The sequence below is a fragment of the Sulfurospirillum arsenophilum NBRC 109478 genome, assembly GCF_000813345.1.
Lineage (GTDB): Bacteria > Campylobacterota > Campylobacteria > Campylobacterales > Sulfurospirillaceae > Sulfurospirillum > Sulfurospirillum arsenophilum.
The window spans coordinates 368964-393511 of sequence record NZ_BBQF01000001.1 but is presented as its reverse complement, the minus strand read 5'-3'; the positions used below and the strand labels follow the sequence as shown (position 1 = coordinate 393511).

Below are 24548 nucleotides of genomic sequence, written 5' to 3'. Positions count from 1 at the left end.
TTAGAGACTTAACTTTTTAATTTCACTTCTTTATGAATAGTGTGTTTTTTCAGTCTTGCACAATACTTGCTAAGTTCAACTTTTTCAGTAACTGTTTTGCTGTTTTTAGTTGTAGTGTAATTAATGTCACCACATTCAGAACACTTTAGTCCGATTTTAACGGTCATAATATTTCCTTGACTTGATTACATGTAAAGGGGATAAGCCCTTTACATGTTAAAATTACTTGATGATTGTTGCAACAACACCCGCACCAACAGTTCTACCACCCTCACGGATTGCAAAACGAGTACCCTCTTCAAGAGCGATTGGAGCGATCATAGCTACTTTAATTTTTACGTTATCACCAGGCATAACCATCTCAGTACCTTCTGGTAATGTGATAGAACCTGTTACGTCTGTTGTACGAACATAGAATTGTGGTCTATAGTTGTTAAAGAATGGAGTATGACGGCCACCCTCTTCTTTTGAAAGAACATAGATTTCAGCTTCAAAGTCAGTGTGTGGAGTGATTGATTTTGGCTTACAAAGAACCATACCACGCTCAACGTCTTCTTTTTTGATACCACGTAATAGAATACCACAGTTATCACCAGCTTCACCACGCTCCATCTCTTTGCGGAACATTTCAACACCAGTTACAGTTGTAGTTTTTGTATCTTTGATACCTACGATTTCGATAGTCTCACCGATTTTAACAGCGCCTCTGTCGATTTTACCAGTAACAACGGTACCACGACCTGAGATTGAGAATACGTCTTCGATTGGCATCAAGAAATCTTTTTCAGTTTCACGAATTGGAGTTGGGATATAAGCATCAACTGCTGCCATAAGAGCAAGAACTTTCTCACCCCATGCGCCAACTGTACCAGCTTTTGCTTCTTCAAGTGCTTTAAGCGCTGAACCAGCAACGATTGGAGTATCATCACCTGGGAAGTCATATGAACTAAGAAGTTCTCTAATTTCCATTTCAACAAGCTCAAGAAGTTCTTCATCATCAACCATATCAGCTTTGTTCATGAAAACAACGATATATGGAACACCTACTTGGCGAGAAAGAAGGATGTGCTCACGAGTTTGTGGCATAGGACCATCTGCTGCAGAAACAACAAGAATAGCGCCGTCCATTTGAGCAGCACCTGTAATCATGTTTTTAACGTAATCCGCGTGACCTGGACAATCTACGTGTGCATAGTGACGATTTTCTGTTTCATATTCAATGTGAGAAGTTGCAATAGTAATACCACGCTCTCTCTCTTCAGGAGCGTTATCAATACCATCGTAATCTTTAAATTCACAAAGACCTTTTGTCGCTAGAACTGCAGAGATTGCAGCTGTAAGCGTAGTTTTACCATGATCAACGTGACCGATGGTTCCAATGTTAACGTGTGGCTTGGTTCTAGAGAACTTTTCTTTTGCCATTTTTTCCTCCGTAATGAGTTTGTTTTTTTAATACATTTCAATTTGTCAAAGTTATTAAAAACTTTTTGAGTGATGGAGCTCATAGAGGGACTTGAACCCTCGACCTCTTCCTTACCAAGGAAGTGCTCTACCCCTGAGCCATATGAGCCGACTACAAAAGGGTGGACCAAATTGTACCGCAACAATAATAATAATTTGATTTTATTAAGGAAAGGAAGGTAAGACTACTGAACTTGTTCTGTAGTGCCCTAAAGCAGAAGAAATTCAACAGCTCCCAGTTTGCTTATAAAATCTTGGAGCGGGAGACGGGACTCGAACCCGCGACCCCCAGCTTGGAAGGCTAATGCTCTAGCCAACTGAGCTACTCCCGCAATGGTGGTGAGAGAAGGATTCGAACCTTCGAAGACATAGTCAGCAGATTTACAGTCTGCCCTCGTTGGCCACTTGAGTATCTCACCGTATTTTTACCATATTTCATTGCTGGTCAAACACTGTCTTTCACAAACAAAAATGGAGCTGGTGAACGGAATCGAACCGCCGACCTACTGCTTACAAGGCAGTTGCTCTACCAACTGAGCTACACCAGCACCCTTGATTGTGAGGTGAAATTATATCTCAAAAGATTTCCAAAGTCAATACTTTTTGAGATGTTTTACATGAAATTGGCTAAAATGCTCTTTTACGTTAGCAAACAAAGGGTTGCCATGAAAATTTTATTCTCTCCAAGCGAAACAAAAAGAGCTATTGGCATAGCTCAACCTATCAATGAAAAGAGCTTTTCTTTTCCATATTTATATGAAAAACGCCTTTATGTCCTAGATCAATACCAAACACTTTTAGAAAAAGCTGACATCCCAAAACTTCAACAGCTTTTTGGACTCAAAGACGAATACAAAGTATCCGTGCAAGCAAGCAAAAATATTTTCACCTCATTTACATGTAAAGCTATTGAACGCTACAATGGCATTGCCTACGATCATCTCTGTTTTGAAACACTGGATGAAAGTGCGCAAACTTTTATTGAAAACAATGTTCTTATTTTTTCAAATCTCTTTGGTCCCCTTTTAGCGAAAGATTTGATTCCTGATTATAAACTCCAACAAGGCGAAAATTTAGATGGTTTTAAAACAGAACTCTTCTATAAAGAACATTTTAGCGATGCCATAGATACCTTGCTCGAAAATGAAACGATTGTTGATTTGCGTGCTGGCTTTTACGAGAAGTTTTACACTCTTAAATACCCCTACATTACTATGAAGTTTCTCAAGCAGGGAAAAGTGGTAAGTCACTTTGCTAAAGCCTATCGTGGAGAGGTTTTACGCCAGATTGCACTTCATCAGCCTGCAAATGAAAAGGAGCTGGGTGAAATTAGTTTTGATGGACTACGCATTCGCGAAATTTTGGAGCAAAAACTCAAACGCGAATACGTCTTTGACATTATTGATTGATTTGAATTAAAAGTGTACAATATCAGCAAATTTGACTAAAGGAAAGGCTCATGGACGTTTTACAATGGATCGTTATTGGTGTACTGGTTTACGTGATCTATTATCTTATCAATAAGTACGAACGAAGGGTTGATGAACTCACTAGGCTTATCGAGCTTAACCGAGAAGAAATTGATAAAAATAAGAAAGATATTGCTAAGAACAGCGAAAAAATAGCAAAAAATAAAGAAAAGCTTGAGCTCAATCAAGAAATTATCGAAAAACTCAAATAATCATAGGGGCGGATTAAAGCCCCTAACACTCTACTTTTTTAAACCTCTTTTTTCTTGCCCAAATACGCCTCTTGAATGACTTCTGACGTTAACAACTCCTCACTACTGCCGCTGTGTGTTATTTTGCCTAGTTCCAAAACATAACCACGATTGGCTAGTTTCAGGGCTGCTTTTGCATTTTGTTCGACCAAAAGTACAGTTACACCACTTTTACTGATCTCTTTAATTGCTTTAAAGATAACTTTTACCAAAACAGGAGCAAGCCCCAAACTAGGCTCATCCAAAATAAGTAACTTGGGTTTACTCATAATCGCTCGTCCAATGGCAAGCATCTGCTGTTCGCCACCACTCAGTGTTCCCGCTAGCTGTCTTTTACGCTCATACAAACGCGGCATTATCTCATAGATCCATTCCAACGTTTGTTCATCGTATTTTTTCAAACTGTAAGCGCCCATCATAAGGTTTTCCTCAACACTGAGCGTGCCAAACACACGACGTCCTTCTGGCGAATGACTCATACCAAAACCGACAATCTCATGTGCAGGTGTTTGTGTAATATCGTGACCATCAAACACGATACTGCCAGAATTTGATTTTAAAAGACCACTAATCGTTTGAAGTGTCGTAGTCTTCCCCGCGCCATTGGCTCCCAATATGGTCACCACTTCGCCTCTGTTTACATGTAAATCAATTCCTTTAATCGCTTCGACTGCACCATAGTTTACATGTAAATTTTTAACGTCCAATAATCTCTCATTCATCATTATCGTCCTCATCACTTCCAATATACGCTTCAATGACCACTGGATCGTCTTGAACATGGGAAGGCACGCCTTCGCTAATCTTGGCACCAAAGTTAATGACCGTAATGTATTCGGTCAAACTCATGACCATATCCATATCGTGTTCGATCATCATAATGGTAACGCCCATTGCTTGGATTTTGCGAATGGTTTGCGTGAGCTCTAACGTTTCGTTTTCATTCAAACCAGCCGCAGGCTCATCGAGAATGAGAAGCTCTGGCTCGGCTGCAAGTGCGCGCGCCATTTCAATGCGTCTTTGAATGCCATAGGAAAGGTCCCCAGCTGGCGTTGTCGCATACTCTGAAAGGTTGAAAAACGCCATCAACTCGCCCACTTTTTTCCAGTTCTCTTTCTCATCTTTGTAATAAGCTGGTGTAGGAATCACACCATTGTACCAACGCTGTTTTGATTTGATGTGGCGACCTGACATAATGTTCTCCGCCACACTCATCTCAGCAAAAAGACGAATGGTTTGAAAGGTGCGAAGGATGCCTAAGGCTGCGATTTTATCAGGACTCACACCTTTAATGTCTTGCCCTTTCCAAAGAATTTTTCCAATTTCAGGTCGATAAATACCTGTAATACAGTTAAACAGTGTTGTTTTACCCGCACCATTAGGACCGATAATGCCGTAAATCTGTCCTTTTTTCACTTTCATGGAGAGGTCATTAATAGCAATGAGCCCTTGAAAATACTTGCTGACATGACTGATTTCTAAGATATATTCGCTCATTTGACCTCCTTTTTGAGAAAGTCTGGAATAGTGCCAAATTTGACAGGCCAAATACCGCGCGGTCTTAAGATCATGGTCAAAATCATCGCAATGCCGAAGACCAAATAACGTGCCGTTTCAAACTCTCTAAACATTTCAGGAAGCACAAACATAATGAATGTGCCGATTAAAACACCTGGCAAGGAAGCGGAACCGCCAACCAAAACAATGGTAAAAAACATAATGGACTGAGTAACGTTAAATGCCTCAGGACTCACCGCAGAATACTGAATGGAGAACATACTTCCAGCAGCCCCCGCAATACCCGCACCCAAAATAAACGCATAGAGTTTAAAGTAGCGTATGTTAATCCCCATACTTTGAGCGGCAATCTCATCTTTATGAATGTAAAACATCGCGCGTCCAAATTTACTGCGATCAAGATTGCGAATAATCAGAAGCGTTACACCAAGTAATAGAAACGCCATGTAATACATATGGGTTTGAGAGGAAAGCTCGAAGCCAAAAAGTTTTACCACATCAATGCCAAAGAGACCATTGGGGCCGCCTGTTAAACCAAAAACATCGTTTTGAAGTACTTGAATAAAAATGATATTAAACCCAATGGTTGCTACAAGCAGATAATCGCCTCTTAGATGAATAATGGGTGCGACTAATATAAAAGCAAAAACCATCGGTACGATGATGGCTGGTAATAATGTCGCAAGAATAGGAAGTCCAAAGTTGACATTGAGAATAGCCGTGGTGTACGCACCCATGCCAAAGAACATTGCATGTCCCATGTGAAAAACACCTGCACGTCCTAAGATGATGTCTTGGGAAAGTGCTACGACCGAGAAAACCAAAAACGTTGTTCCAATCGCCAACCATGCAGAGTCCACAAACAAAGGGAAAAAGCCCATAAAAACGAGCACAAAAAGTGCTATAAGACTGCTTTTTGTCATCATACTTTCTCCGCCACAGTTTCGCCGAGGATTCCTGTCGGTCTAAAGACTAAGATCGCAATTAAAAGAACAAACGTAAAGGTTTCTGCCCACTGCGTTGAGATGTAGCCTGTTATCATTGCATTAAAAAGCCCTAAAAGAAGGCCTCCTAGCATCGCACCCGGGATATTTCCGATACCTCCCATGATGGCGGCAACAAAGGCATTAAGCCCGTACATCCATCCCATATCAAAGGTAATACCTCGGTAATATGAACCTATAAAAAGCCCTGCCACGGCGCCTAAAGCAGAGCCTATGATGAAGATAATCATAATGATGCGACCCACATTAATGCCCATCAATTTTGCAGCATCTTGGTCAATCGCCACGGCACGAATGGCTGTGCCAATTTTGGTTTGGTGAATAAAAAAGTAAAGCCCGACCATCAAAACCGATGAGACACCTAAAATCATCACTTGCGTAAACGTAATCACAATGCCTCCAATTTCCCAAATCGTTGCAGGGAAAAAATTGGAGGGGAAGATTTTCATATTGGGGCCCCAAATAAGCATCACGGAATTTTGAATCACAAGCCCTGCTCCAAGAGCAGAAACCACGGCACTGAGACGTGGTGCAGTTCGTAAAGGCCTATACGCTAGGCGCTCAAGAAGTACACCTACAAAAGCAACAATCAGAGCAGACAATGCAAACACGACAATAATCGCACCCAAAGAGGTGACACTCTCTCCAAAAATTTGTGCGTAAACACTCAACCCGATAAACGCAGAAAATGCAACGAGGTCACCATGCGCAAAGTTGATAAGCCGCATGACGCCATACACCATCGTATAGCCTAAAGCAACCAGTGCATAGAGACTTCCGATGGTCAGACCATTGACCATTTGTTGTAAAAAAATATCCATAGATACCCTTATCTTAATAGAATGACATTGCCAAGAAAAAATATCTCCTTGGCAATGTGCGCTGGAAGTGTACCAGTAAAATGCTTATTGATAAACGATTTTGTAGCTTTTATCGGCTTGAACTTCATACGTCATATAACCACCACCTATGCGCTCACCATCTTCTCTAAACGTTACAGGACCTGTAATGCCAGGAAAATCTTTGAGCTGATGTAAGCCCTCAGCGATCACTTTTGTATCTTCTGATTTGGTTTGTTCCATTACATGTAAAATAGCACGAAGGCCATCCACGTTCATCAGCGACCAGATAGACGCAGGGGTCGCATTGAATTTCGTTTTGTAGTCCGTTAAAAATGTTTTTGCAATATCGTATGGCAATATATCTGGGGTTGGCACGTTGATAAGAAGCGTTCCTTTAGCACTTTCGCCTGCTAGTTTCATGTAATCAGGATTGTCATTCGAATCGCCTCCAACGAAGTCTGCTTTGATACCAAGCTGAATTTGTTGAGCACGCAATAATCCTCCATCGGTGTAGTAACCGCTAAAGTAGATAACATCGGGATCCATTGACTTGATTTTTGTCAAAGTCGCTGTAAAGTTTTGAGAGCCTGATTTGATTTTGCCTTCATAAATGATGTTGGCATTTTTAGCTTTGAGTGCTTTGATAGTCGCATCGGCTAAGTCAGTTGAGTAGCTTGAGTAGTCTGAGAGAATAACGATTTTTTTATACTGTTTTCCATCCACAAAGTATTTGGCTGTGTAGTCTGCTTCAGCACTGTTTGGAAATGAATTTCTGAAAAATGTCCAGTATTTGTGTGCAATCAAAGAGTCGCTCGTACCATCACTGGTTTGAAGTACCCCTGCTCGGTTATAGGTGGTTTGTGCTGCTTCGGTTGCTCCTGATGTGTACGAACCAATGACGGCTTTTACGCCTTCATTCACCAGTTTTTTCGCACAAATAGCCGCTTGTTGCGCCGTTCCTTGGTCATCGCATGTTACGACTTCGATTTTTTTGCCTAAAACGCCACCTTTAGCATTGTATTGATCCACAATGAGTTTAACACCATTGTCGATGCTTTGCCCTTCATTGGCATATTGCCCCGTAATAGGCGCTTGAACACCTATTTTAATCACATTTGTAGCTGCAACACTCGCACTCACAAGAACCGAACACACTGCCAAAGAAGCAGTCAACTTTGGAAATAGTCTCTTCACTCGCACTCCTTTTTTTAATTTTTATTTGTTACATTGTGCCCTATTAAAATTTAAAATTACGAAAACAACACTTTTTACATGTAAAGTATCTTAATATATTTTTGAGAAAATTGCTTAAAAAAATGTGATGCAAATTTCAACAAAAGCTATCATTATACCTCTATCTTGTATAATTGAAAAAAGTGCAAAGGATGTGTCATGTCAAAAATCGTCTTGATTACAGGTGCTACTTCAGGTTTTGGAGAAGCAACGGCTGAGAGATTTGCCAAAGCTGGCTATAAAGTCATTGTTACAGGTCGTCGCAAAGAGCGTTTGGAAGCTTTAAAAGCTAAACTTCCAACCTGCGATATTTTGCCCCTTTGTTTTGATGTGACCCAAAAAGAAGAGGTATTTAATGCGATCGCTTCTTTGCCAAAAGAGTATAAAAATATTGATATTTTGGTCAACAACGCCGGCCTTGCTTTGGGCTTAGAACATGCCAATGAAGCAAGCTTAGATGATTGGGAGAAGATGATCGACACCAACATTAAAGGTCTGCTCTACATGACAAAAGCCGTGCTCCCCGTAATGGTCGAACGCAAAACGGGTTATATCTTCAACATTGGCTCAACGGCGGGTAGTTGGCCGTATGAGGGTGGAAACGTTTACGGTGCGACCAAAGCGTTTGTCAAACAGTTCTCCCTTAACCTTAGAACTGACCTAAAAGGCACGCACATACGTGTGACCAACATTGAGCCTGGTTTTTCACAAACCGAATTTTCCGATGTACGTTTTAAAGGCGATAAATCAAAAGCGGACTCTGTGTATAAAAACACGACGCCCCTTTCTAAAAATGACATCGCCAATGCTATTTTCTCTTTGGCAGAGCTTCCAGAGCATGTCAATGTCAACCGCATCGAGATCATGCCAACCGTCCAAAGCTATGCTGGACTTAGTGTAGAACGTAATAACTAAATCTTTTTACATGTAAGGATTTTCCTTACATGTAAAATCCATTTTTGAGGAATCAATGAATAATAACGAACAAACAAAAAACCCACTTCATGGTGTCACGCTCGAAAAGCTCGTCACTGAATTACAAGCGCATTATGGCTGGGAAAAGCTCGATGAAATGATGCACATGAACTGTTTTCATGTCAATCCTAGCATCAACTCATGCCTAAAATTTTTCCGAAAAACCCCTTGGGCACGCGAAAAAATCGAAAAACTCTACATCAACTTTCGTAAAAACCAAACGAAGTAATTCCATGAGCTACACCAAAGCCTTTGGGATTACCTCCCTTGGTATGTTACTAATGAGTTTTGAATCACCACTCATTAAGATGACACATGTGCCTGCCCAAAATTTTACGTTTTACTTTGGTCTATGCATGTTTTTAACGATGAATATTACCTTGTGGTCAAGGCATCAAAATAACATTGCATCCCTCTATAAAAACCATCTCTCCTCTATCTTGTGGAGTGGACTTTGTATAGGACTGAGCAATCTTTTGTTTATTCTTGCCATCAAACATACCAGTGTTGCCAGCGCTGTGTTCATCTTAAGTACAGGACCGCTGGTAAGTGCAATGATCGCGTTTATCTTTTTCAGACAAAAAACACCACGCCGTACTTTTGGGGCAATCTTTTTTGTTTTCATAGGGCTTGCCATTATTTTATTCAATGATTTAGAACTGGGCAATATGGAAGGAAATCTCTACGCTTTTGGCTGTGTGCTTGCTTTTGTATCGATGCTCGCAGTTTTAGAACGCGACAAAGAGGCTAATCGTCTCGCGTGTTTTGGAACGGGTGCGCTCATCGCTTCACTCTTAGCAGCACTCACAGCACCGATTATCGTGCCCGATAGCTATTCACTTTGGATTATTGTCTTTATGGGTGCGTTATTAACACCGCTTTCACGGGCATTTATTGGCATGGGGACGAAAGTCTTACCTTCGGTGGAAGTGGCACTTTTGACGATTATTGAGCCAGTGTTAGCACCCTTTTGGGTCTGGATACTCATGGATGAAAAACCGCATATCAATACATTGATGGGAGGCGCCATCATCGTGACGACCTTGATCGTTCACTCAATGATGGCACATAAAGAAGCTAAACAATATAATGTTTAATTGCCTTTTTGCAAAAGGCAAAGTGTGGGCACTCTGCCGAAGAGAACACAGTGTTAACGTAGCTTGAGAAGCTTTGCTTTGAAAGCGTGTTAAGAGTTCTAAAAGAAACTCTTAATGATGCTCAGCGACGTTAAGCTGTCCATATAAGGCGTTAAGATCACCTAAAACCCACGCATCGACAATTTTTTCGTTTTCAAATTTAAAAAAGCACGCACCTGAGTAACGGATACGGTTGCCCGTTGGCTCAAATCCAAAGAGCTTTCCTGAGTGCGTTGCTGTATATACCAGTCTTACAGCGGCTTTATCACCTTCAATGACAATGTCTTCAATCACATGGTAAAGATTTGGAAAAGCACTAAAAAGCATCTTGGCATAGTCACAAAAGCCATTGATGCTGTCGACTCTCATACCTAAAGAGCCTCTAAAATTAAGCGAAGGGTCTAAAAATTTGTGTGCTTGGTCAAGTTTCTTCTCATTCCAAAGCACTTCGTAGTACTCTTCAATCAGTTGTCTTATCTGCTTTGCCATCTACTTTTTTTCCTTTTCTGATCCCTCTTTTGCTACTGCTTTATGTGCAGGAGCAGCACTTGCACCACGCTCAAACCAACTCTCGCTTGCATCGTACTCAAGCTCAAACACTTTATCTAAGCTTCTTTTTTCAAGCTCTTTGTCAATGTTTTGAGGGCTTAGCCCCGTCTTCTTGCAAATCTCGAGAATCGCCTCAATATCTTCTTCAGGGATTCCACTATAACGCATCTCTAAAACTGCTTCGTTGACCGTCATTCTCTCATTCTCATTATTTCGCTTAGGCGTTACCGCCTTCAAATCCGTTTGAAAACTCAAACACCGCCTAGACAATATTTAGCAAAATTATAATCATATTTTTTCAAAAAAGAGCTAAAATTCTTGTAAAAGGAGTTTGCATGTTAAGACTATTTTTTTCTATGATGCTCTGTTGGCTTCCATTGTCTGCGATTGAGCATATTGAACACTATGAGATATTTACAAAGCAGTACCAAGAAAACGACACACTCTTTCTCGTCTCTCGGCGTTTTGAGCTGAGTGGTGTCACTTTTTACCTCACCACAAACACGCAAACCTTGCAAACCAAAGTCCTCTCGTTCGATGCCTCAAAGTTCATGCCTTTAGATGAAAATTTTTCAAAAACACCCTTTGCAAAACAACTTTCCGATGCTACAGCTTTACAGGGTAAAGGTGGTGCAACACATGGCACTACGCAAAATGATAAAGCCATTTACCTCACGATGGATCTCTGCCCTTCTGCTAAAAAAGGCTATGAGAGTGAATTTATAGAGCATTTAACCAAACAAAATGGAAAAACACCCATCGCCATTGCGCTCAGTTCGGCTTGGAGGGAACATCACACAAAAGAGTTTGAAGCACTTTTAAAAAACCCACTTTTAGAGATCACATGGGTGAACCACACGCATACCCATTTTTACGACCCCAAACTTGTTGAACGTCAAAATTTCATGTTACATGTAAACACCGATGTCAAAGCAGAAATATTAGGAGTAGAAAAAACGCTTTTAGAAGAAGGCATTACGCCCTCGGTCTTCTTTCGCTTCCCAGGCTTAATTGCCGATGCAAAACTGATGCGTGAGCTTAGGGAAACCTACTTTTTGATTCCTTTGGGTGCTAATGCGTGGATTGCGAAGAATGAGCCGATCAAAACGGGAAGTATCATTCTTATTCATGGCAATAAGAATGAGCCTCAGGGAATTGCAATGATGGAGAAAAAGCTTCCTGATGTCGTGAAAAACTATAAGTTTCATGCCATCAAAGAAGCGTTTGTTCAGTAAATCTTACTCGTAGTACTCGCTATCTTTTTTATCGGTCACAAACATATGCCCCGGTGAGTGGGTGATCGCAAAAGGAAGTTTCATGCTTGAAATGACATTTTGCGGTGTCACGCCACATGGCCAGAAAAGAGGAATTTCATCTGCTTTGATCTCAATAGCATCGCCATAATCAGGCTTTGAAACATCGTTAATGCCGATCATCTCAGGGTAACCCACTTGAATCGGTGAGCCGTGCATACGTGGGTAATGGCTTGTGACCACACATGCATCCGCCACTTTCTCTTTTTTGATTGGACGCATACTGACCACCATTTCCCCCGAAAAGCCTTCAACCGATTTGAGTGCGATGTTCGTGCGGTACATCGCAACATTTTTTTGCTGATCGACATGGCGAAGCGGCATACCATTTTCAATCAGTGCCGTTTCAAATGAAAAACTACACCCAATCAAGAAAAAGACAAGATCAGGATTGTAATACGGTGTGATATCCGTTACCGTTTCAACCACCACACCCTCTTTTAAAATGTTGTACTTTGGTATCTCGTTTAAGATGTCTGCACCTGGGGCAAGTACTTTGGAGAGATGTCCCTCGTGAATCACTTCGAGCACAGGAATGGCTTTGGCATTTTCTTTGGCAAACGCTTCAAAACGTTTGGCGTACTCTCTTGGAAGCGCTACCATATTCATCTGGATGTATCCAGGACATTCACCCGCTGTCGGTCTTGTAAATTCGCCTTTGGCAATTTTAGCGCGCAACTCTTTTGGATACATTTTAATCCCTTTTTTTGGTTAAATTGTATCAAATTTTAGGTACAATTTTTCCAGTAAACTTTTTACATGTAAAGGCTTTCATGCGCAATTTTCATACAATTGAAGAGATCGTTCTCCAACACTCTACCCGCAATATGGATAAAATTCAAGCTCACTTTCCCAATGAACATACTAAAAATGCTGTTCAGGCTTTTTTGAAACTCGAAAAAGGTGTTATTTTCATCTATACAGGGTTTTACGTTGCAGGTTTTGCTGAGACCGATGGCCCTTTGGGTGCGTACTTTTTAGCAAAAGCGTTTGAAAAGCTAGGGTATACCTCTGTTATTATCACCGATTCTTTTTGTGAAGACTATTTTCCTGACATCAAAACGCTCTATATTCCCCTCTCTGGGCTGAGTGAGGAAGAGAGCACGATGATCTTAAACACCTACAAACCTATTTGCCATCTCTCCATCGAGCGCTGCGGACAAAATGCTGAGGGTCGCTACCTCAACGCTCGTGGCGTTGACATCAAAGAGTTTACAGCACCCGTGGATGAACTCTTTAGAAAAGGAAGTCAAACCGCTCCTAGTTTTGGGATAGGCGATGGTGGCAATGAAGTGGGAATGGGAAGCTTTGCAGACGTGCTCAAAAACAAAGAATTCTTTTATGACTACTGTGTCATTCCCTGCGACTACCCGATGATCGCTTCGGTTTCTAACTGGGGAGGTTATGGCTTTATCGCAGAGCTTGAAAAATCTTTACATGTAAATGTTCTGCCAAGTTTTGAAGAAGTTGAAAAGTACCTTGCCTTCATTGTAGAAAAAGGCTCGGTGGATGGCATCAAACGAGAGTCTGTCATGTCCGTCGATGGTAAAGAGTGGGCATTAGAGCCTCAAATTCTCCAAGCACTTAAAGATTACGCTACACAAGGATAAAGCATGAAAGTTATTTGCCCCTCTTGTCTCGCAACCAATAATGTTCCAAAACTGGAAGTCTATAAAAAAGCCAATTGTGGAAAATGCAAGGCTTCCTTACTCGACCCACACCCACTTGCACTTACAAGCGACACCCTAGAAGCCGTATTAGAGAGTACCGATGTTCCCGTCATCGTAGACTTTTGGGCACCTTGGTGTGGCCCATGTAAAATGTTTGCACCTATCTATGAACAAGCTGCACGCGCTTACCCTCTTCGTGTGCTCTTCGCCAAAGTCGACACCGAAGCAGAACAATTCCTCGCTTCGCGCTTTAAAATTCGCTCTATCCCCACGCTGATTGTTTTTAAAAATGGTGTGGAGGTTGAGCGTGTATCGGGTGCTATGAATGATGAAGGCTTGGATAGATTTGTGGAGAGGTTTTTATAAAACCTCTCTTATTCTCTCTAAATAACTGTTTATCGCGAACTACTCCAAAAAATAAAATCTTTCAAATTGCAATATTTCAAACCTCTCTTCTCCCACTTTGCTACCATAACCTCATAAATCAAAACTGAGGTGTGTCATGGTTCTTGGTAAATGTCCTTACTGCGGTGGAACGGTGGTGTCACAAAAGCTTACCATTCAAGGTCAAAAAGTCAATCTTTACAGTTGCGAGCATGCAAAAAAAGAGCGTGACATCAACGATGACTATGTTTTTAGTAGCGATGCAACCTGTCGTTTTCGAGTTTACTCCAACACTTTTTTACGCTGGAACAAACGAAGCCTGAGTGAATACGAGATGAAGCAACTTCTAAAAGAGGGACAGATCGCTGTGCGTCTGCATGGACGAAAAGGAACGAGCGAGTATTTTAAATACATCATCCCAGATCTCGAATATGGTGTCTCCATACTTTGGGATACTGAGGTTGCCTAAGCTTTACATGTAAAGCTTTAAGGTGTAATTTGCGGGGATGGCATATCGATAAAATAACCCTGTGAATAGTCTATGCCTAGCCTTTTCACGGTGGAAAGGACTGTACTGGAATGCACAAACTCCGCGACTGTTTTGATGCCCAGTTTTTTGGAAAAGTCAACGATAGTCTCAACAACGATTTGTGCGTTTTTGTCTTTGTCAATGTCTTTAATAAGGCTGCCATCGATCTTGATAAAGTCAGGACTCAGTTTAATGATATATGAAAAGTTTGAAAAGCCACTTCCAAAATCGTCTATCGCAACTTTTGCCCCATAACGTTTGATCTCATTGAAAAAATGCACTACTTTGTCAAAGTCATTGACCTTCTCAGACTCTAAAAGCTCAAAGGTTATGCGATGCCCCATGTTGGAGTCACGCAATTTTCGGATGATAAAGTCGTAAATCTCTTGGTTAATAATATCTTCAAAAGAGAGGTTGATGCTAAAATCAAACGGATGTGTTTCAAAAGCTTTAAAGCTCTTGTCGATGATGGTCATCGTGATTTTGTCGTACACTTTAATCATCTTGGCAATTGGAATAAAATTGTGTGGTGAGTGGATGATACCCTCTTCATCAACAAGGCGAGAAAGTGCTTCAAACTTTACAATTTCATTGGTTAGATTGTCGATGATCGGTTGAAAATAAGGCACGATACCTGAGTAGTCAACGATGGCTTTGCGCACTTTGGTCGCATACTTGAGGTTGCTTTCATACTCTTGTGAAAAGTTCATCGTGTCTTCATATATCCAAAACTTTAGTTGCTCTTTTTTTGCGTATTTTAAAGCCATACTCACTTTAGAGAAGATGTCATCGTTTATGAAACTCGCACTAGATGAAAGCGTACAATCGACATAAATCTCTGTTTGTGCATAAGCGTATTTGAGATGGGTAAGTTGCTTGGTGAGATGATTGAGATAGTTTTTCAAAAGATAAAAACTCATTTTCTCGCGCACTAAAATAGCAAACTCATCGCCAGCAATGCGGTAAACAGAAATCTCTTGAAGCTCAATTTTGAGGGTTTTTGCAAACGACTCTAAGATGAAGTCACCAACAACAAAACCATAAAAATCATTCAGCAATTTAAAGTTGTCGATGTTCGCAATGATAAGCGTAAAGTCATTCGTCTCTTCAAGGTCGTGGCGTAACTTATAAAGATTTGGAAGGCGTGTGAGAGGGTCTGTGTAAAACTGATCGACGAGATTTTTTTGCACCACACGGAGTTCGCGCGATAAAAGTTTAATCTTCTCTTGTTGTTCTTGCTCTTTTTCAGCGCTATTTCCCATACAAAGCCCTTTATACAAACGTGTAACAATGTGAAGAAACTTATTGTACCCAAAAGATGAATAAATTATGAAATTGTGACATTTTAGTTTCACAAACACAATACTCTTATCGTATATTGAGCCAGCTTTTGCTACAATTTAGGCAAGATTGATAGAGGAGATGTTTATGCTTAGAGTCAAAAAATTAGCAATAATTTGCGGTGCTGTCTTAGCCCTCAATACCTATAGTTTAGGCAAATCCCAAGAAATAGAAATACCTCGAACTGCGTATAAAGATATCTATAAATACTACGTCTTAGAAGAAGGAAGGCAAGCAACGATAAGCTCTATCACCTTAAGACGTCAGAGCTTTGATACGATTGTTTATATTAAAGCTGAAGTTAATTGCCCTTCGCGCTATATCAGGCAAGTTGGAAGTAGTACGCGCTCAGCCAGAGAGATTCAAAACAATCCAACACAATGGTACCAACCGACCATTGGCACCGTTGAGTTAGATATTATCACTTATTTGTGTCGTTAGCTCATTAATTGATCGAGTAACGGTTTCATCTCTTTATAATCATCACGTTTACTAAAAGCCTGCATAAGTTGAAGTTTGAGTCCACTGACTTGTGTGTCAAAAAAATCAGATGAACTTCCAGCTCCTAAAAGATCCACTCCATTGACGCCCAAAGTATTCATCGCTTCCCACACTTCGGGAGAATTCAGGGCATTGGTGGTATCTTCTTTAACAAGCTTGGTGAACCATGAACTATCCTCTTTATTGGCTCCTGTTGAGTCATAGTGCAACAAAAAATCTTCAAAACTTCCTTTATCACCTTTAACCGAGTTGTAAAGTCCGTAACTAATACCTGCATACGGGTCAATTTGAAATAGTCTGTTGTCCATCGTTAACTCCTTTTACATGTAAAGTTACAAGCAAAAAATATACCCTATTTTGAGAGTGTCTCGTCTAAAAATTCAACCAGTCTTCTCCATGATTTTTTATCGGCAATTTCTTGGTATCTGTCGGTTCCAAAAACAGTAAATGCGTGAGGAGCACCGCTGTACGAAATCATTTCATGCTTAATGCCAGTTGCTTCAAGCTCTTTGGCAAGCCCTGTAAACTCATCCAAACTTACACTTGCATCGGCTGATCCATGCAAAATAAGTACAAAACCTTTGGTCTGTTTATAATCTTCACCCGCTGGTGTCGCTAACCCTCCATGAAAACTGACAAAACCTTTAAGCGGAGCTCCCATGCGCGCCATCTCCAAAAGTGCTGCACCACCAAAACAGTAACCAATTCCTATAGCATTACCAACATTTGCACCCTCTTTTTTAGCCGCTTGGTAACTTGCATCAAGGAGCTTTTTCATCTTCATTCTATCATTGTAAAGCGCATTGGTCAGTGCTTTTTTCTCATCAATCGTTGCAGGTTTTACACCTTTGCCAAAAAGGTCTATCGCAAATGCACCATATCCTAGATCATTGAGCATCTTTGCGCGTGTCATTTCATACTCATTGAGTCCATCCCAATCGTGAATAATAAAAACCAGTGGTGCTTCATCTGAAGGTGTTGTATAGTAACCCTCATACGTTTTTCCGTCCACCACATACGAAACAAAACCCTCTTTGGCAAAGCCCCATGTTGCAAGGCATAACATTATTGTAGCCACTAAAAACTTTTTCATATTGTCTCCTTAGGGTATAAATTTCTCTATTGTAGAGCACCTTTCTTCAACTCATCTAGGGCATTATTGATTTAACACTATTTTTTAAAGTTTGTAACATCTTTGTAACTCTTCTAGCCTACGATTATCGTATCAAAATCTTATCTGGAGGATCTCGTGAAATCTCTTAAGACACTCTGTGTATCGCTCTCATTTGTGGCATCAAGTTTATGTGCAGGAAGCTTGGTTGAATTTATAGGTATGGATGCACCAAGCACTCCTGAAAAAATGGCAAAAGCGTACTCAGAAGCTAAAGTCATCATCCACACTGCAAACGGTGGGAAAATCGAAAAGTCACTCTCTTATGAAACACTTTTTGGTGTTAAAGATAAAGTAGGAACCAACAAAAATCCAGCAGGGCAACTCTACACTGCTTCGATGAAACCTTTGCTTGACCCTTTTGGAAAACCACTCATTGCTGAAACTCCCGATAGTAACTCACTGTTAAACGTAAACGGTTCACTCTACCTTGTCACCCACTACGAATACGACTGGATTTTAAGCGATGGCTCTTCGGCTGAGAAAACAGATACATGGTATGAGCGCGCTCCTATGAGTATGACACTTACCACCATTAAACAAGATGCAAAAAATGGCAAGCTTAAAGCCGTCGATCAGTACCCGATTGACTTTTCCAAAGTGGGTGGCATCTGGATTCCATGTGCTGGGTCGCAAACGCCTTGGAATACTCACTTAGGAAGCGAAGAAGATTATGATCTTTACTTTACGGCCGCGAGTGGCAAAGAGTACAAAAAAGCGCAAAAAGGGCTTAAAGCCATGAGCGACCTCTATTTTGAAGGCAAACAACAAGCCAAAGCCTATGACTATGGTTACATCACCGAAGTGAGCGTGACAGAGAATGGCAAAACCACGGTCACAAAACACTATGCGATGGGCCATGGCACATGGGAGATGGCAAAAGTCATGAGCGACGAAAAAACAGCTTTTTTTGGCGATGACGGTGCGCAAGTAGGCCTTTACATGTACGTAGGAGATAAGGCAAAAGATTTGGATAACGGTACACTGTATGCTGCCATTTGGTCTCAAACGAATGAAGATGGAGCCAAGGATGGCGGACAAGCAAAACTCAGTTGGATCAAACTAGGACACGCAAGCTCTAATGAAGTTTCTCAATGGAAAGAGAAACTGAGCTTCAGTGACATCTTTGAAGCGTACGCCCCTGCTGAGTTTGACCCACAAAAACATGAAGGCTTTAAGGCAGTCAAAGCGGGACACTCTGAGATCGAGTACCTCAAACTCAAACCCAATATGGAACGTGCAGCCGCATTTTTAGAGACACGTCGATATGCCGCTTACCTTGGAGCGACCACAGAGTTTAACAAAATGGAAGGCGTAGCGTTTAACAAAGAAGATAAAAAACTCTACATCGCTATGTCCTACATCGAAAAAGGAATGGCAAAAGATGCAAGCTTTGCCAAAGATGACATCAAAGTCGCTAAAAATCGCTGTGGTGGAACCTACGAAGTGAGCCTTTCTTCTAACATTTCGGATAGTAAAGGGGAACTGATCCCCAGTGATTTTGTACCTACAAACATGTCTGTACCTTCCGCACTTTTAGGTGAAGAGATCGCTACCGATGCACTTGGAAACACCTGTGCTGTCGATAAAGTTGCCAATACCGACAACCTCTTTTACTCCTCACGCGCGCGTACGCTTTTCATCGGTGAAGACAGTGGAACGCATGTTAATAACTACGTTTGGGCGTATAATATCGATACAAAAAAACTCTCTCGCATTCTCTCCACGCCAGCAGGTGCAGAGTCCACAGGACTTCAAGTGGTTGAAAATATGAACGGCTTTGCATACATCATGAGCAACGCACAACACCAAGGTGATTTTATCAAAACGATGGATAAAGAGTTGCAAAGTAAAGTAGCTCCAAAAATCGATAAATTCCAAGCACCTGTAGGGTATATTTATGGTATCCCAGGGCTTTAATCGCCTCCTTTTCACACTCTGCCTTAGCTCCCTCGTGAGCTTCGGTGGCGCACTAAAAGGTAAATTTATCAGTCGAACGACCTTTGCAAACCCGTATGCGAACATTCCTGCACAGTGCTACATCGAAACAAGTGAGGGAGCTCAAAACGCCTGTATGTTCTGCCATACCAATGCACCTGCTCGCGCACGTCTTGGGAATAACAACCCTCAAGCGGGACTCTCAAGCATTACGGGCAATCTGCAAACCACCTACAGTTTTGCCCCTGCCACCCAGCAAACCAAATCGCCGAGTATCAATCCTTGGGAAAATACCCTCTTACCTGAAAAATTGGAAACAGCGTATCAACAAAGTCTTAACCATTTTGATGAACACAAAATGCTTAGCTATTTGGAAGAAGATAATTGGAGCGAAGCGTATGCCAAACGTGGTTGGAAATTGGGATGGGAAAATGGAGACGATGACTCAGCTTGGCGGCTTTTTCCTGATCTAAGCCCTTCTGACCTTCCTGCTAAAGCGGATGGATTTGTGCGAACACACGCTAAAACACGCGCATTGTTTGCAGATATGACCGGTTGGCGTGCCATCAATTTTATGCCGTATGGCATCTTTACGCCGATGAGTAGCAGTGTCTCTGGCATTTACATTCGCCTCCCTAAAGCTTTTATGCAAGATGAAAAAGGGGTTTGGAGTGAAGCCATTTATACTCAAAATCTTGACCTATTAGAGCGAGCCATTACCGATAGGCTCGAAGCGAATGATCCTAAAAACTACTACGGTAAGGCAAAAGAGATCGAAGTTCACTGTGGGCTTTACCCTCTTTACACCGAGTTTGCCCATCCTTTGCATTATGTCGATCTGCGAAAAAATGGTACACGCGCCACACGGGTGAAAGAGATACGCTATATGGTTAAAACGCGTATGTATTACCCAGGAGAAGCGGCAGAAAAAGAGGAAGATGCACCATTGTATCTGAATGAAAAACAAGGGTGGATCAACAATGGAGCGGGCTGGATACTCGCAGGGTTCATCGAAGATGCCAAAGGGCATTTACGAGCACAAAAGGGTGAAGAGTTGATGCAGTGTGTAGGATGCCATAGCGACAACTACGGTTTTGAGCCCTCTTCTTTTACTTCTGGAAGCAGCAACACGATTGATTCGACGTGGGCGTTTCCTCGTAAATTTCCCGACAAGCTAGGCTGGGCTGAGATGGATTATCTCGTTTACGCCATCAAAGAAGGTAAAGCGACTTCGGGTAGAGGTGATCCACTTAATCGCAAAACACAGCAAGGCGAATTTGGAACGTTTTTAAAACATGTTGTCGGAGCCAATTTGTATGGTGTCATGCCTGAAAATATGGAAGTTTTTTTGATGGAAACGATCACTAAAGAACACGGTTATATCGATAACTGGCGCACTTTGGACTTGGAAAATTCAAGCACATTAATGGAACAGCAACGTTTACATGTAAAGCTGATGAATGAATTTGTGGAGATAAAAGCGTATCTGACAAAGGAAGGTTTTATTCATCCAAGATTGCTGTATCCAACAGATAAAGAGGCTTTGAATGGTGCCATTGGTTACCGAAAAATCGTTGCAACCCAACGCTTCACTTTAGGAAAAGATGTGTTTGCCAAGACACCGTTTACCTACCGCTACGCAAGAGTTGGCAAAGACACCTACACACATCTTGATGGAACGCCGTATCAAATAGGTGAAATCATCACCGACCGACCCGTCGAAAAAGAGGCAACTTTGACTCAGGGAGCGGGTATTATCGAGACATTGATCGATGAAAATGATGCGTCGTATGATGGCGAATATCTGCCACTTTTAAACTATCCTTTGGTTTATGAGCAGGCTTACAAATAATTTGATTTTATAATCTTTACGGGATATAATCAAATATAACACCATTTTAAAGGAGTCATGATGGCAAAAAAAATTCTGTTTATCGTCGGAGACTATGTTGAAGATTACGAAGTTATGGTGCCTTTTCAAGCGTTAAGTGCAGTGGGTCACACAGTGATTGCTGTTTGCCCAAACAAAAAAGCGGGTGAGTTTATCCGCACAGCTATTCATGATTTTGAGGGAGACCAGACTTACAGTGAAAAACCCGGTCACAATTTTACACTCAATGGCACATTTGATGCCATCAAAGCCGAAGAGTTTGATGCCCTTGTTGTTCCCGGTGGTCGCGCTCCTGAGTATCTTAGACTCAATGAAAAAGTGCTAGAAATGGTACGCCATTTTGCCAAAGCCAATAAACCAATAGCGGCCATTTGCCACGGAGCACAACTTTTAGCAGCAGCGGATGTCCTAAAAGGTAAAAGCTGCTCAGCGTACCCTGCATGCGCGCCTGAAGTGACCAAAGCAGGAGGAACCTATGCCGCCATCGAAGTCACCGAAGCTACCGTAGATGGCAACCTTGTCACCGCTCCCGCATGGCCTGCACATCCTCAGTGGATCGCTAAATTTTTAGCTGTTTTGGGTACAAAAATCACGCTTTAAATTTTTACATGTAAAGATGGGAAACTCAAAAGTTTCCCATCTTTTTTATAAAACTATTTTTTCTCTTTGCGTTGTTTTTCCCACTCATCCCAAGACGTTGGTCTGGTATCTTTTTGTTTAAAGAGTATTTCACCTAGGTCTTTGTGACCCACAAATTGATGGCAACTGGTACATTGCATCTCTTCTTTGGTTCCTTTGAAGTTGATGTACTTAAGGTGCATTTTACTTGGAGCCTCTTCTGCAAATTCTGTTTTAGCAGCTCTTTCTAAAAGACCTTTATGACATTCTAAACAGGAACTATCGTACGTGTAATTTTTACGCGCATGCTCACGATTGGCTAACCAATCTTTTTTACGTGCATCTCCTGTGAGTGTAGTCCACCCTTCAGCAATACCATTTTTAGCCTTTACCCCTAAATAAGCAATAAGTGAGCTGTGTGGCAAATGGCACTCCGTACAGGTTGCTTGTACGCCTTTAGGGTTTGCATTACCATGTATTGGGTCTTGTAAATGTGTTTGAGCAATTAAGCCATCCCAAGAATGACATGCTCCACAAAATGGCGCATCGCCTGTCGCTTTTACAACTTTATGTCCACCCCACACTAAAATAAGCGTTGCTACGAAACTGATTGCTACTGTGATTAATATAATTTTTTTCATCGTTATCCCCTTACTTCACGAGTAGTTGTTTCATGGTGTTTTGACCATGGCACTGCACACAAAGATTAGAATTAGACAGAGGTTTACTGTGTGATTTATGGCACACATCACATGCTAAATTTTCAAAATGAGGCGATTGATGAACATTATTGTTATGCCCTAGGTGACCTGTTCTCTCTTTGATTTTTTCATAACTGTCATGACATTTTAAACAACTACCCAGCATCTCACTAGAATACGCTTCAGGCTTATTTTCACGATGACAATCTGTACATGTAAGCCCTAACTTCTTATGGATACCCTCTACTGGGTAATTTTGTGCTGTAAATTTATCGCTTGTAGGCATTAAAGGCAGTGGCTTAGTGCTATTCTCAGCTGCAACAACCAAAGTAGCTGTGCACAAAACAAAGAGCGTCATTATGATTAATTTTATTAGTGTTCTCATCCTTAGCTCCTTACGATTTGTTTATAGCGATCAGCAATGGATTTACCCGCTTTTCTGCCAAATAAGACACACTCTAATACAGCATTTGAACCTAGTCTATTGTATCCATGTCTTCCACCTGTAACTTCGCCACAGGCAAAAAGACCTGGTACGGTATACCCGCCTTTATGAAATACTAAACATTGCGGTGTTGTTTTAAGTCCTCCCATACAATGGTGAATTTTAGGCCCTGGACGTGCAGCAAAAAATGGTGGTTTTTCAATATTGATTGTTTGTCCTTTATATTTTTGGAAAACCCGCCCAAAATCAGGATCTTTACCTGCCTTAATATACTCGTTAAATTTCTTAAGCTCATCCAAAAATGGTTCTTTATTGATGTTAAACTTAGCAATCATTTCATCTAACGTTTCAAATTGCCAAATTGCATCCGCTTCCATACCACGTTGAAGATCTGCAATATCAACTGTTTTGGCACCCACTGAATCCATAAATAAGATAGGATGGTTTATTCCGCCCTCATTCATTGCCATAATAGCATCAGACCCATTTTTACGATCCGTAATTTCATTCACAAATCGACGACCCGTTTTGGGATTAACCATCATCCCATATCCATACGATCTCGTAATAAAACGGTATGCAAACCCAAAACTACCTTCATCAGCAGAAGTGACATGCATAGATTGAATATATTGCATATCAACAAGTTCAAGATCATCTTGAATTAACTTTTGAATGGTATAACCAGTTGCACCCATATGGTTGGTTGTTAGCATAGTAGGTGTCAGTTTAGGATCCATTTGTTGTCTAAATTTTTTATCAGATCCCCAGCCACCTGTGGCTAAAATAATTCCTGCATTAGCTCTGTAATATTTTGTAATGCCTGTAGTATTGTCATTTTCATCAAAATCACGATCAAATTTAAATTCATATTTCTCACGTACTTTTATGCCAACAACATGCCCTTTGTCATTGTAAACAATTTCATCCATAATGATACGCATACGAATTTTTCCACCCATTTCTCTAATACGCTTTTGAAGTGGACGAACAATGAAAGAACCAGCCCCTGCTGAATGACTTCTTGGAACACTGTGTCCACCGCTTTGACTGACCCATTTCCATTTAACACCATTATCCGTTAACCAATTAAATGAATCAAGCCCTTCATATGCCATAATATGGACTAACTCAAGGTCGTTCAGGCTTTTACCACTTTTGAGTGTATCTTTGATATGCAATTCAGGACTATCTTCGATACCATCTTGCTTTTGAATATAGGTTCCAGAGATTGCAAACGACCCACCACTGATTGAAGAATTTCCACCAAGGTAAGGCATTTTATCGATCATGAGGACATTTTTAAGCCCATTATCCATCATAGATACCATTGCTGCACTGCCAGCAAAACCACTGCCAATGACAAGAGCATCAAACTCTTCATCCCATTGTGGAACATCCTTTTCAAGCATTTTAGCTTGTGCTTCCAGTGTTGGAAACAATGCCATTCCACTACCAAGTAAAGCAAATGTTTTCATCGCTTTTCTTCGTTGCATATCTAACATGCAAATCTCCTTTTGTTCGGAACTTATTAACGATTCCAAACAAAAGATTAGGATAAGCGCTCATGAAAGAGTGAACAAAAAGTGCTTTGTAGATGGATCACGC

The 24548-nt window shown here is 41.1% G+C and carries 29 protein-coding genes and 4 tRNA genes; 13 read left to right on the top strand and 20 right to left on the bottom strand.

Going from position 1 to position 24548, the window contains the following annotated elements:
* Positions 1 to 8: 8 nt before the first annotated feature.
* From rpmG to SAR02S_RS01990, 6 genes are all read right to left on the bottom strand, one after another.
* Entirely contained in the window at positions 9 to 167 is a 159-nt protein-coding gene (rpmG, locus tag SAR02S_RS02015; protein WP_041956439.1) for a 50S ribosomal protein L33, read from the bottom strand.
* Between the two features lie 55 nt (positions 168 to 222).
* On the bottom strand, positions 223 to 1422 hold the full coding sequence (gene tuf, locus SAR02S_RS02010; RefSeq protein ID WP_041956438.1) for an elongation factor Tu: 1200 nt from the start codon (positions 1420 to 1422) through the stop codon (positions 223 to 225).
* Positions 1423 to 1495: 73 nt separating this feature from the next.
* Positions 1496 to 1570 (bottom strand) — tRNA-Thr (locus SAR02S_RS02005).
* Positions 1571 to 1716: 146 nt separating this feature from the next.
* Positions 1717 to 1793: transfer RNA gene (locus SAR02S_RS02000), tRNA-Gly, on the bottom strand.
* 2 nt (positions 1794 to 1795) lie between these two features.
* Positions 1796 to 1880 (bottom strand) — tRNA-Tyr (locus tag SAR02S_RS01995).
* A gap of 53 nt (positions 1881 to 1933) precedes the next feature.
* A tRNA-Thr gene (locus tag SAR02S_RS01990) sits at positions 1934 to 2009 on the bottom strand.
* 117 nt (positions 2010 to 2126) lie between these two features.
* Here SAR02S_RS01990 and SAR02S_RS01985 point away from each other — a divergent pair.
* Together SAR02S_RS01985 and SAR02S_RS01980 are read left to right on the top strand one after the other, a co-directional pair.
* The gene (locus SAR02S_RS01985; protein ID WP_041957246.1) at positions 2127 to 2870 is read left to right on the top strand and encodes a YaaA family protein; all 744 of its coding nucleotides are present in this window, start codon (positions 2127 to 2129) and stop codon (positions 2868 to 2870) included.
* Between the two features lie 50 nt (positions 2871 to 2920).
* Complete coding sequence (locus SAR02S_RS01980) at positions 2921 to 3142, top strand: hypothetical protein (protein ID WP_041956435.1); 222 nt, start codon at positions 2921 to 2923, stop codon at positions 3140 to 3142.
* Between the two features lie 38 nt (positions 3143 to 3180).
* On the opposite strand, the gene SAR02S_RS01975 is transcribed toward SAR02S_RS01980, so the two are convergent.
* The 5 genes from SAR02S_RS01975 to SAR02S_RS01955 all read right to left on the bottom strand — a co-directional run bounded on the left by SAR02S_RS01975 (position 3181) and on the right by SAR02S_RS01955 (position 7739).
* A complete protein-coding gene (locus SAR02S_RS01975) occupies positions 3181 to 3903 on the bottom strand; it encodes an ABC transporter ATP-binding protein (protein ID WP_041957244.1) in 723 nt (240 codons plus the stop codon).
* Positions 3896 to 4678, bottom strand: a complete 783-nt coding sequence (locus tag SAR02S_RS01970) for an ABC transporter ATP-binding protein (RefSeq protein ID WP_041956433.1) — start codon at positions 4676 to 4678, stop codon at positions 3896 to 3898. Before SAR02S_RS01970 ends, SAR02S_RS01975 begins: the two co-directional genes overlap by 8 nt.
* Entirely contained in the window at positions 4675 to 5625 is a 951-nt protein-coding gene (locus SAR02S_RS01965; RefSeq protein WP_041956431.1) for a branched-chain amino acid ABC transporter permease, read from the bottom strand. The genes SAR02S_RS01970 and SAR02S_RS01965 overlap by 4 nt, the downstream gene beginning before the upstream one ends.
* Positions 5622 to 6524, bottom strand: a complete 903-nt coding sequence (locus tag SAR02S_RS01960; RefSeq protein WP_041956428.1) for a branched-chain amino acid ABC transporter permease — start codon at positions 6522 to 6524, stop codon at positions 5622 to 5624. The genes SAR02S_RS01965 and SAR02S_RS01960 overlap by 4 nt, the downstream gene beginning before the upstream one ends.
* 84 nt (positions 6525 to 6608) lie before the next feature.
* On the bottom strand, positions 6609 to 7739 hold the full coding sequence (locus SAR02S_RS01955) for a branched-chain amino acid ABC transporter substrate-binding protein (protein ID WP_041956426.1): 1131 nt from the start codon (positions 7737 to 7739) through the stop codon (positions 6609 to 6611).
* Between the two features lie 198 nt (positions 7740 to 7937).
* On the opposite strand from SAR02S_RS01955, the gene SAR02S_RS01950 reads away from it, so the two are divergent.
* Genes SAR02S_RS01950 through SAR02S_RS01940 form a run of 3 tightly spaced genes read left to right on the top strand, consistent with a single transcriptional unit; the run spans position 7938 to position 9850 of the window.
* Positions 7938 to 8693 carry an SDR family oxidoreductase gene (locus SAR02S_RS01950; protein ID WP_041956424.1) on the top strand — a complete coding sequence of 252 codons (756 nt, stop codon included), beginning with the start codon at positions 7938 to 7940 and terminating at the stop codon, positions 8691 to 8693.
* Positions 8694 to 8748: 55 nt separating this feature from the next.
* Positions 8749 to 8982 (top strand): VF530 family protein, encoded by a 234-nt coding sequence (locus tag SAR02S_RS01945; RefSeq protein ID WP_084218428.1) that lies wholly within the window; start codon positions 8749 to 8751, stop codon positions 8980 to 8982.
* Between the two features lie 4 nt (positions 8983 to 8986).
* Positions 8987 to 9850, top strand: coding sequence for a DMT family transporter (locus SAR02S_RS01940; protein ID WP_041956421.1), 864 nt, complete (start codon positions 8987 to 8989; stop codon positions 9848 to 9850).
* A 111-nt stretch (positions 9851 to 9961) separates the two neighbouring features.
* On the opposite strand, the gene SAR02S_RS01935 is transcribed toward SAR02S_RS01940, so the two are convergent.
* Positions 9962 to 10378, bottom strand: a complete 417-nt coding sequence (locus tag SAR02S_RS01935; protein ID WP_041956419.1) for an ester cyclase — start codon at positions 10376 to 10378, stop codon at positions 9962 to 9964.
* The gene (locus SAR02S_RS01930; RefSeq protein WP_232293970.1) at positions 10379 to 10693 is read right to left on the bottom strand and encodes a hypothetical protein; all 315 of its coding nucleotides are present in this window, start codon (positions 10691 to 10693) and stop codon (positions 10379 to 10381) included.
* A gap of 80 nt (positions 10694 to 10773) precedes the next feature.
* On the opposite strand from SAR02S_RS01930, the gene SAR02S_RS01925 reads away from it, so the two are divergent.
* Positions 10774 to 11673 (top strand): polysaccharide deacetylase family protein, encoded by a 900-nt coding sequence (locus SAR02S_RS01925; protein ID WP_052433502.1) that lies wholly within the window; start codon positions 10774 to 10776, stop codon positions 11671 to 11673.
* Positions 11674 to 11676: 3 nt separating this feature from the next.
* Here SAR02S_RS01925 and SAR02S_RS01920 read toward each other — a convergent pair whose 3' ends face one another.
* The gene (locus SAR02S_RS01920) at positions 11677 to 12444 is read right to left on the bottom strand and encodes a putative hydro-lyase (protein ID WP_041956415.1); all 768 of its coding nucleotides are present in this window, start codon (positions 12442 to 12444) and stop codon (positions 11677 to 11679) included.
* Positions 12445 to 12524: 80 nt separating this feature from the next.
* On the opposite strand from SAR02S_RS01920, the gene SAR02S_RS01915 reads away from it, so the two are divergent.
* From SAR02S_RS01915 to SAR02S_RS01905, 3 genes are all read left to right on the top strand, one after another.
* Positions 12525 to 13361, top strand: coding sequence for a DUF4392 domain-containing protein (locus tag SAR02S_RS01915; protein ID WP_041956412.1), 837 nt, complete (start codon positions 12525 to 12527; stop codon positions 13359 to 13361).
* Positions 13362 to 13364: 3 nt separating this feature from the next.
* Positions 13365 to 13787, top strand: coding sequence for a thioredoxin TrxC (gene trxC / locus SAR02S_RS01910; protein WP_041956408.1), 423 nt, complete (start codon positions 13365 to 13367; stop codon positions 13785 to 13787).
* 136 nt (positions 13788 to 13923) lie between these two features.
* Positions 13924 to 14274 carry a hypothetical protein gene (locus SAR02S_RS01905; RefSeq protein ID WP_041956407.1) on the top strand — a complete coding sequence of 117 codons (351 nt, stop codon included), beginning with the start codon at positions 13924 to 13926 and terminating at the stop codon, positions 14272 to 14274.
* Positions 14275 to 14291: 17 nt separating this feature from the next.
* Here the strand turns inward: SAR02S_RS01905 and SAR02S_RS01900 are convergent, their stop codons facing one another.
* The gene (locus tag SAR02S_RS01900; protein ID WP_041956405.1) at positions 14292 to 15596 is read right to left on the bottom strand and encodes an EAL domain-containing protein; all 1305 of its coding nucleotides are present in this window, start codon (positions 15594 to 15596) and stop codon (positions 14292 to 14294) included.
* A gap of 166 nt (positions 15597 to 15762) precedes the next feature.
* Here SAR02S_RS01900 and SAR02S_RS01895 point away from each other — a divergent pair, with 166 nt between their 5' ends.
* Entirely contained in the window at positions 15763 to 16116 is a 354-nt protein-coding gene (locus SAR02S_RS01895; RefSeq protein WP_041956403.1) for a hypothetical protein, read from the top strand.
* Here SAR02S_RS01895 and SAR02S_RS01890 read toward each other — a convergent pair.
* Together SAR02S_RS01890 and SAR02S_RS01885 are read right to left on the bottom strand one after the other, a co-directional pair.
* A complete protein-coding gene (locus SAR02S_RS01890; protein WP_041956400.1) occupies positions 16113 to 16484 on the bottom strand; it encodes a hypothetical protein in 372 nt (123 codons plus the stop codon). The genes SAR02S_RS01895 and SAR02S_RS01890 overlap by 4 nt on opposite strands.
* 44 nt (positions 16485 to 16528) lie before the next feature.
* On the bottom strand, positions 16529 to 17269 hold the full coding sequence (locus tag SAR02S_RS01885) for a dienelactone hydrolase family protein (RefSeq protein ID WP_041956398.1): 741 nt from the start codon (positions 17267 to 17269) through the stop codon (positions 16529 to 16531).
* Between the two features lie 156 nt (positions 17270 to 17425).
* Between SAR02S_RS01885 and SAR02S_RS01880 the strand changes: the two genes are divergently transcribed.
* Genes SAR02S_RS01880 through SAR02S_RS01870 form a run of 3 tightly spaced genes read left to right on the top strand, consistent with a single transcriptional unit; the run spans position 17426 to position 21776 of the window.
* Positions 17426 to 19267 (top strand): PhoX family protein, encoded by a 1842-nt coding sequence (locus tag SAR02S_RS01880; protein ID WP_052433501.1) that lies wholly within the window; start codon positions 17426 to 17428, stop codon positions 19265 to 19267.
* 34 nt (positions 19268 to 19301) lie between these two features.
* Complete coding sequence (locus SAR02S_RS01875; protein WP_156961425.1) at positions 19302 to 21137, top strand: Aq_1262 family (lipo)protein; 1836 nt, start codon at positions 19302 to 19304, stop codon at positions 21135 to 21137.
* Between the two features lie 60 nt (positions 21138 to 21197).
* Positions 21198 to 21776: a DJ-1/PfpI family protein gene (locus SAR02S_RS01870; RefSeq protein WP_198133060.1), complete on the top strand. Its 579-nt coding sequence runs from the start codon at positions 21198 to 21200 to the stop codon at positions 21774 to 21776.
* A 53-nt stretch (positions 21777 to 21829) separates the two neighbouring features.
* On the opposite strand, the gene SAR02S_RS01865 is transcribed toward SAR02S_RS01870, so the two are convergent.
* From SAR02S_RS01865 to SAR02S_RS01855, 3 genes are read right to left on the bottom strand one after another with little or no spacing between them, the layout of a single operon-like run.
* Positions 21830 to 22435 (bottom strand): cytochrome c3 family protein, encoded by a 606-nt coding sequence (locus SAR02S_RS01865; RefSeq protein ID WP_041956388.1) that lies wholly within the window; start codon positions 22433 to 22435, stop codon positions 21830 to 21832.
* Positions 22436 to 22445: 10 nt separating this feature from the next.
* Positions 22446 to 22880: a cytochrome c3 family protein gene (locus tag SAR02S_RS01860; protein ID WP_052433500.1), complete on the bottom strand. Its 435-nt coding sequence runs from the start codon at positions 22878 to 22880 to the stop codon at positions 22446 to 22448.
* 2 nt (positions 22881 to 22882) lie between these two features.
* Positions 22883 to 24445, bottom strand: coding sequence for a flavocytochrome c (locus SAR02S_RS01855; protein WP_052433499.1), 1563 nt, complete (start codon positions 24443 to 24445; stop codon positions 22883 to 22885).
* Positions 24446 to 24548 lie beyond the last annotated feature (103 nt).

Coding starts and splice junctions, on each gene's coding strand:
- rpmG (WP_041956439.1), bottom strand. CDS start 167: ATGACCGTTAAAATCGGACTAAAGTGTTCTGAATGTGGTGACATTAAT.
- tuf (WP_041956438.1), bottom strand. CDS start 1,422: ATGGCAAAAGAAAAGTTCTCTAGAACCAAGCCACACGTTAACATTGGA.
- SAR02S_RS01985 (WP_041957246.1), top strand. CDS start 2,127: ATGAAAATTTTATTCTCTCCAAGCGAAACAAAAAGAGCTATTGGCATA.
- SAR02S_RS01980 (WP_041956435.1), top strand. CDS start 2,921: ATGGACGTTTTACAATGGATCGTTATTGGTGTACTGGTTTACGTGATC.
- SAR02S_RS01975 (WP_041957244.1), bottom strand. CDS start 3,903: ATGAATGAGAGATTATTGGACGTTAAAAATTTACATGTAAACTATGGT.
- SAR02S_RS01970 (WP_041956433.1), bottom strand. CDS start 4,678: ATGAGCGAATATATCTTAGAAATCAGTCATGTCAGCAAGTATTTTCAA.
- SAR02S_RS01965 (WP_041956431.1), bottom strand. CDS start 5,625: ATGATGACAAAAAGCAGTCTTATAGCACTTTTTGTGCTCGTTTTTATG.
- SAR02S_RS01960 (WP_041956428.1), bottom strand. CDS start 6,524: ATGGATATTTTTTTACAACAAATGGTCAATGGTCTGACCATCGGAAGT.
- SAR02S_RS01950 (WP_041956424.1), top strand. CDS start 7,938: ATGTCAAAAATCGTCTTGATTACAGGTGCTACTTCAGGTTTTGGAGAA.
- SAR02S_RS01945 (WP_084218428.1), top strand. CDS start 8,749: ATGAATAATAACGAACAAACAAAAAACCCACTTCATGGTGTCACGCTC.
- SAR02S_RS01940 (WP_041956421.1), top strand. CDS start 8,987: ATGAGCTACACCAAAGCCTTTGGGATTACCTCCCTTGGTATGTTACTA.
- SAR02S_RS01935 (WP_041956419.1), bottom strand. CDS start 10,378: ATGGCAAAGCAGATAAGACAACTGATTGAAGAGTACTACGAAGTGCTT.
- SAR02S_RS01925 (WP_052433502.1), top strand. CDS start 10,774: ATGTTAAGACTATTTTTTTCTATGATGCTCTGTTGGCTTCCATTGTCT.
- SAR02S_RS01920 (WP_041956415.1), bottom strand. CDS start 12,444: ATGTATCCAAAAGAGTTGCGCGCTAAAATTGCCAAAGGCGAATTTACA.
- SAR02S_RS01915 (WP_041956412.1), top strand. CDS start 12,525: ATGCGCAATTTTCATACAATTGAAGAGATCGTTCTCCAACACTCTACC.
- trxC (WP_041956408.1), top strand. CDS start 13,365: ATGAAAGTTATTTGCCCCTCTTGTCTCGCAACCAATAATGTTCCAAAA.
- SAR02S_RS01905 (WP_041956407.1), top strand. CDS start 13,924: ATGGTTCTTGGTAAATGTCCTTACTGCGGTGGAACGGTGGTGTCACAA.
- SAR02S_RS01900 (WP_041956405.1), bottom strand. CDS start 15,596: ATGGGAAATAGCGCTGAAAAAGAGCAAGAACAACAAGAGAAGATTAAA.
- SAR02S_RS01895 (WP_041956403.1), top strand. CDS start 15,763: ATGCTTAGAGTCAAAAAATTAGCAATAATTTGCGGTGCTGTCTTAGCC.
- SAR02S_RS01890 (WP_041956400.1), bottom strand. CDS start 16,484: ATGGACAACAGACTATTTCAAATTGACCCGTATGCAGGTATTAGTTAC.
- SAR02S_RS01885 (WP_041956398.1), bottom strand. CDS start 17,269: ATGAAAAAGTTTTTAGTGGCTACAATAATGTTATGCCTTGCAACATGG.
- SAR02S_RS01870 (WP_198133060.1), top strand. CDS start 21,198: ATGGCAAAAAAAATTCTGTTTATCGTCGGAGACTATGTTGAAGATTAC.
- SAR02S_RS01865 (WP_041956388.1), bottom strand. CDS start 22,435: ATGAAAAAAATTATATTAATCACAGTAGCAATCAGTTTCGTAGCAACG.
- SAR02S_RS01860 (WP_052433500.1), bottom strand. CDS start 22,880: ATGAGAACACTAATAAAATTAATCATAATGACGCTCTTTGTTTTGTGC.
- SAR02S_RS01855 (WP_052433499.1), bottom strand. CDS start 24,445: ATGTTAGATATGCAACGAAGAAAAGCGATGAAAACATTTGCTTTACTT.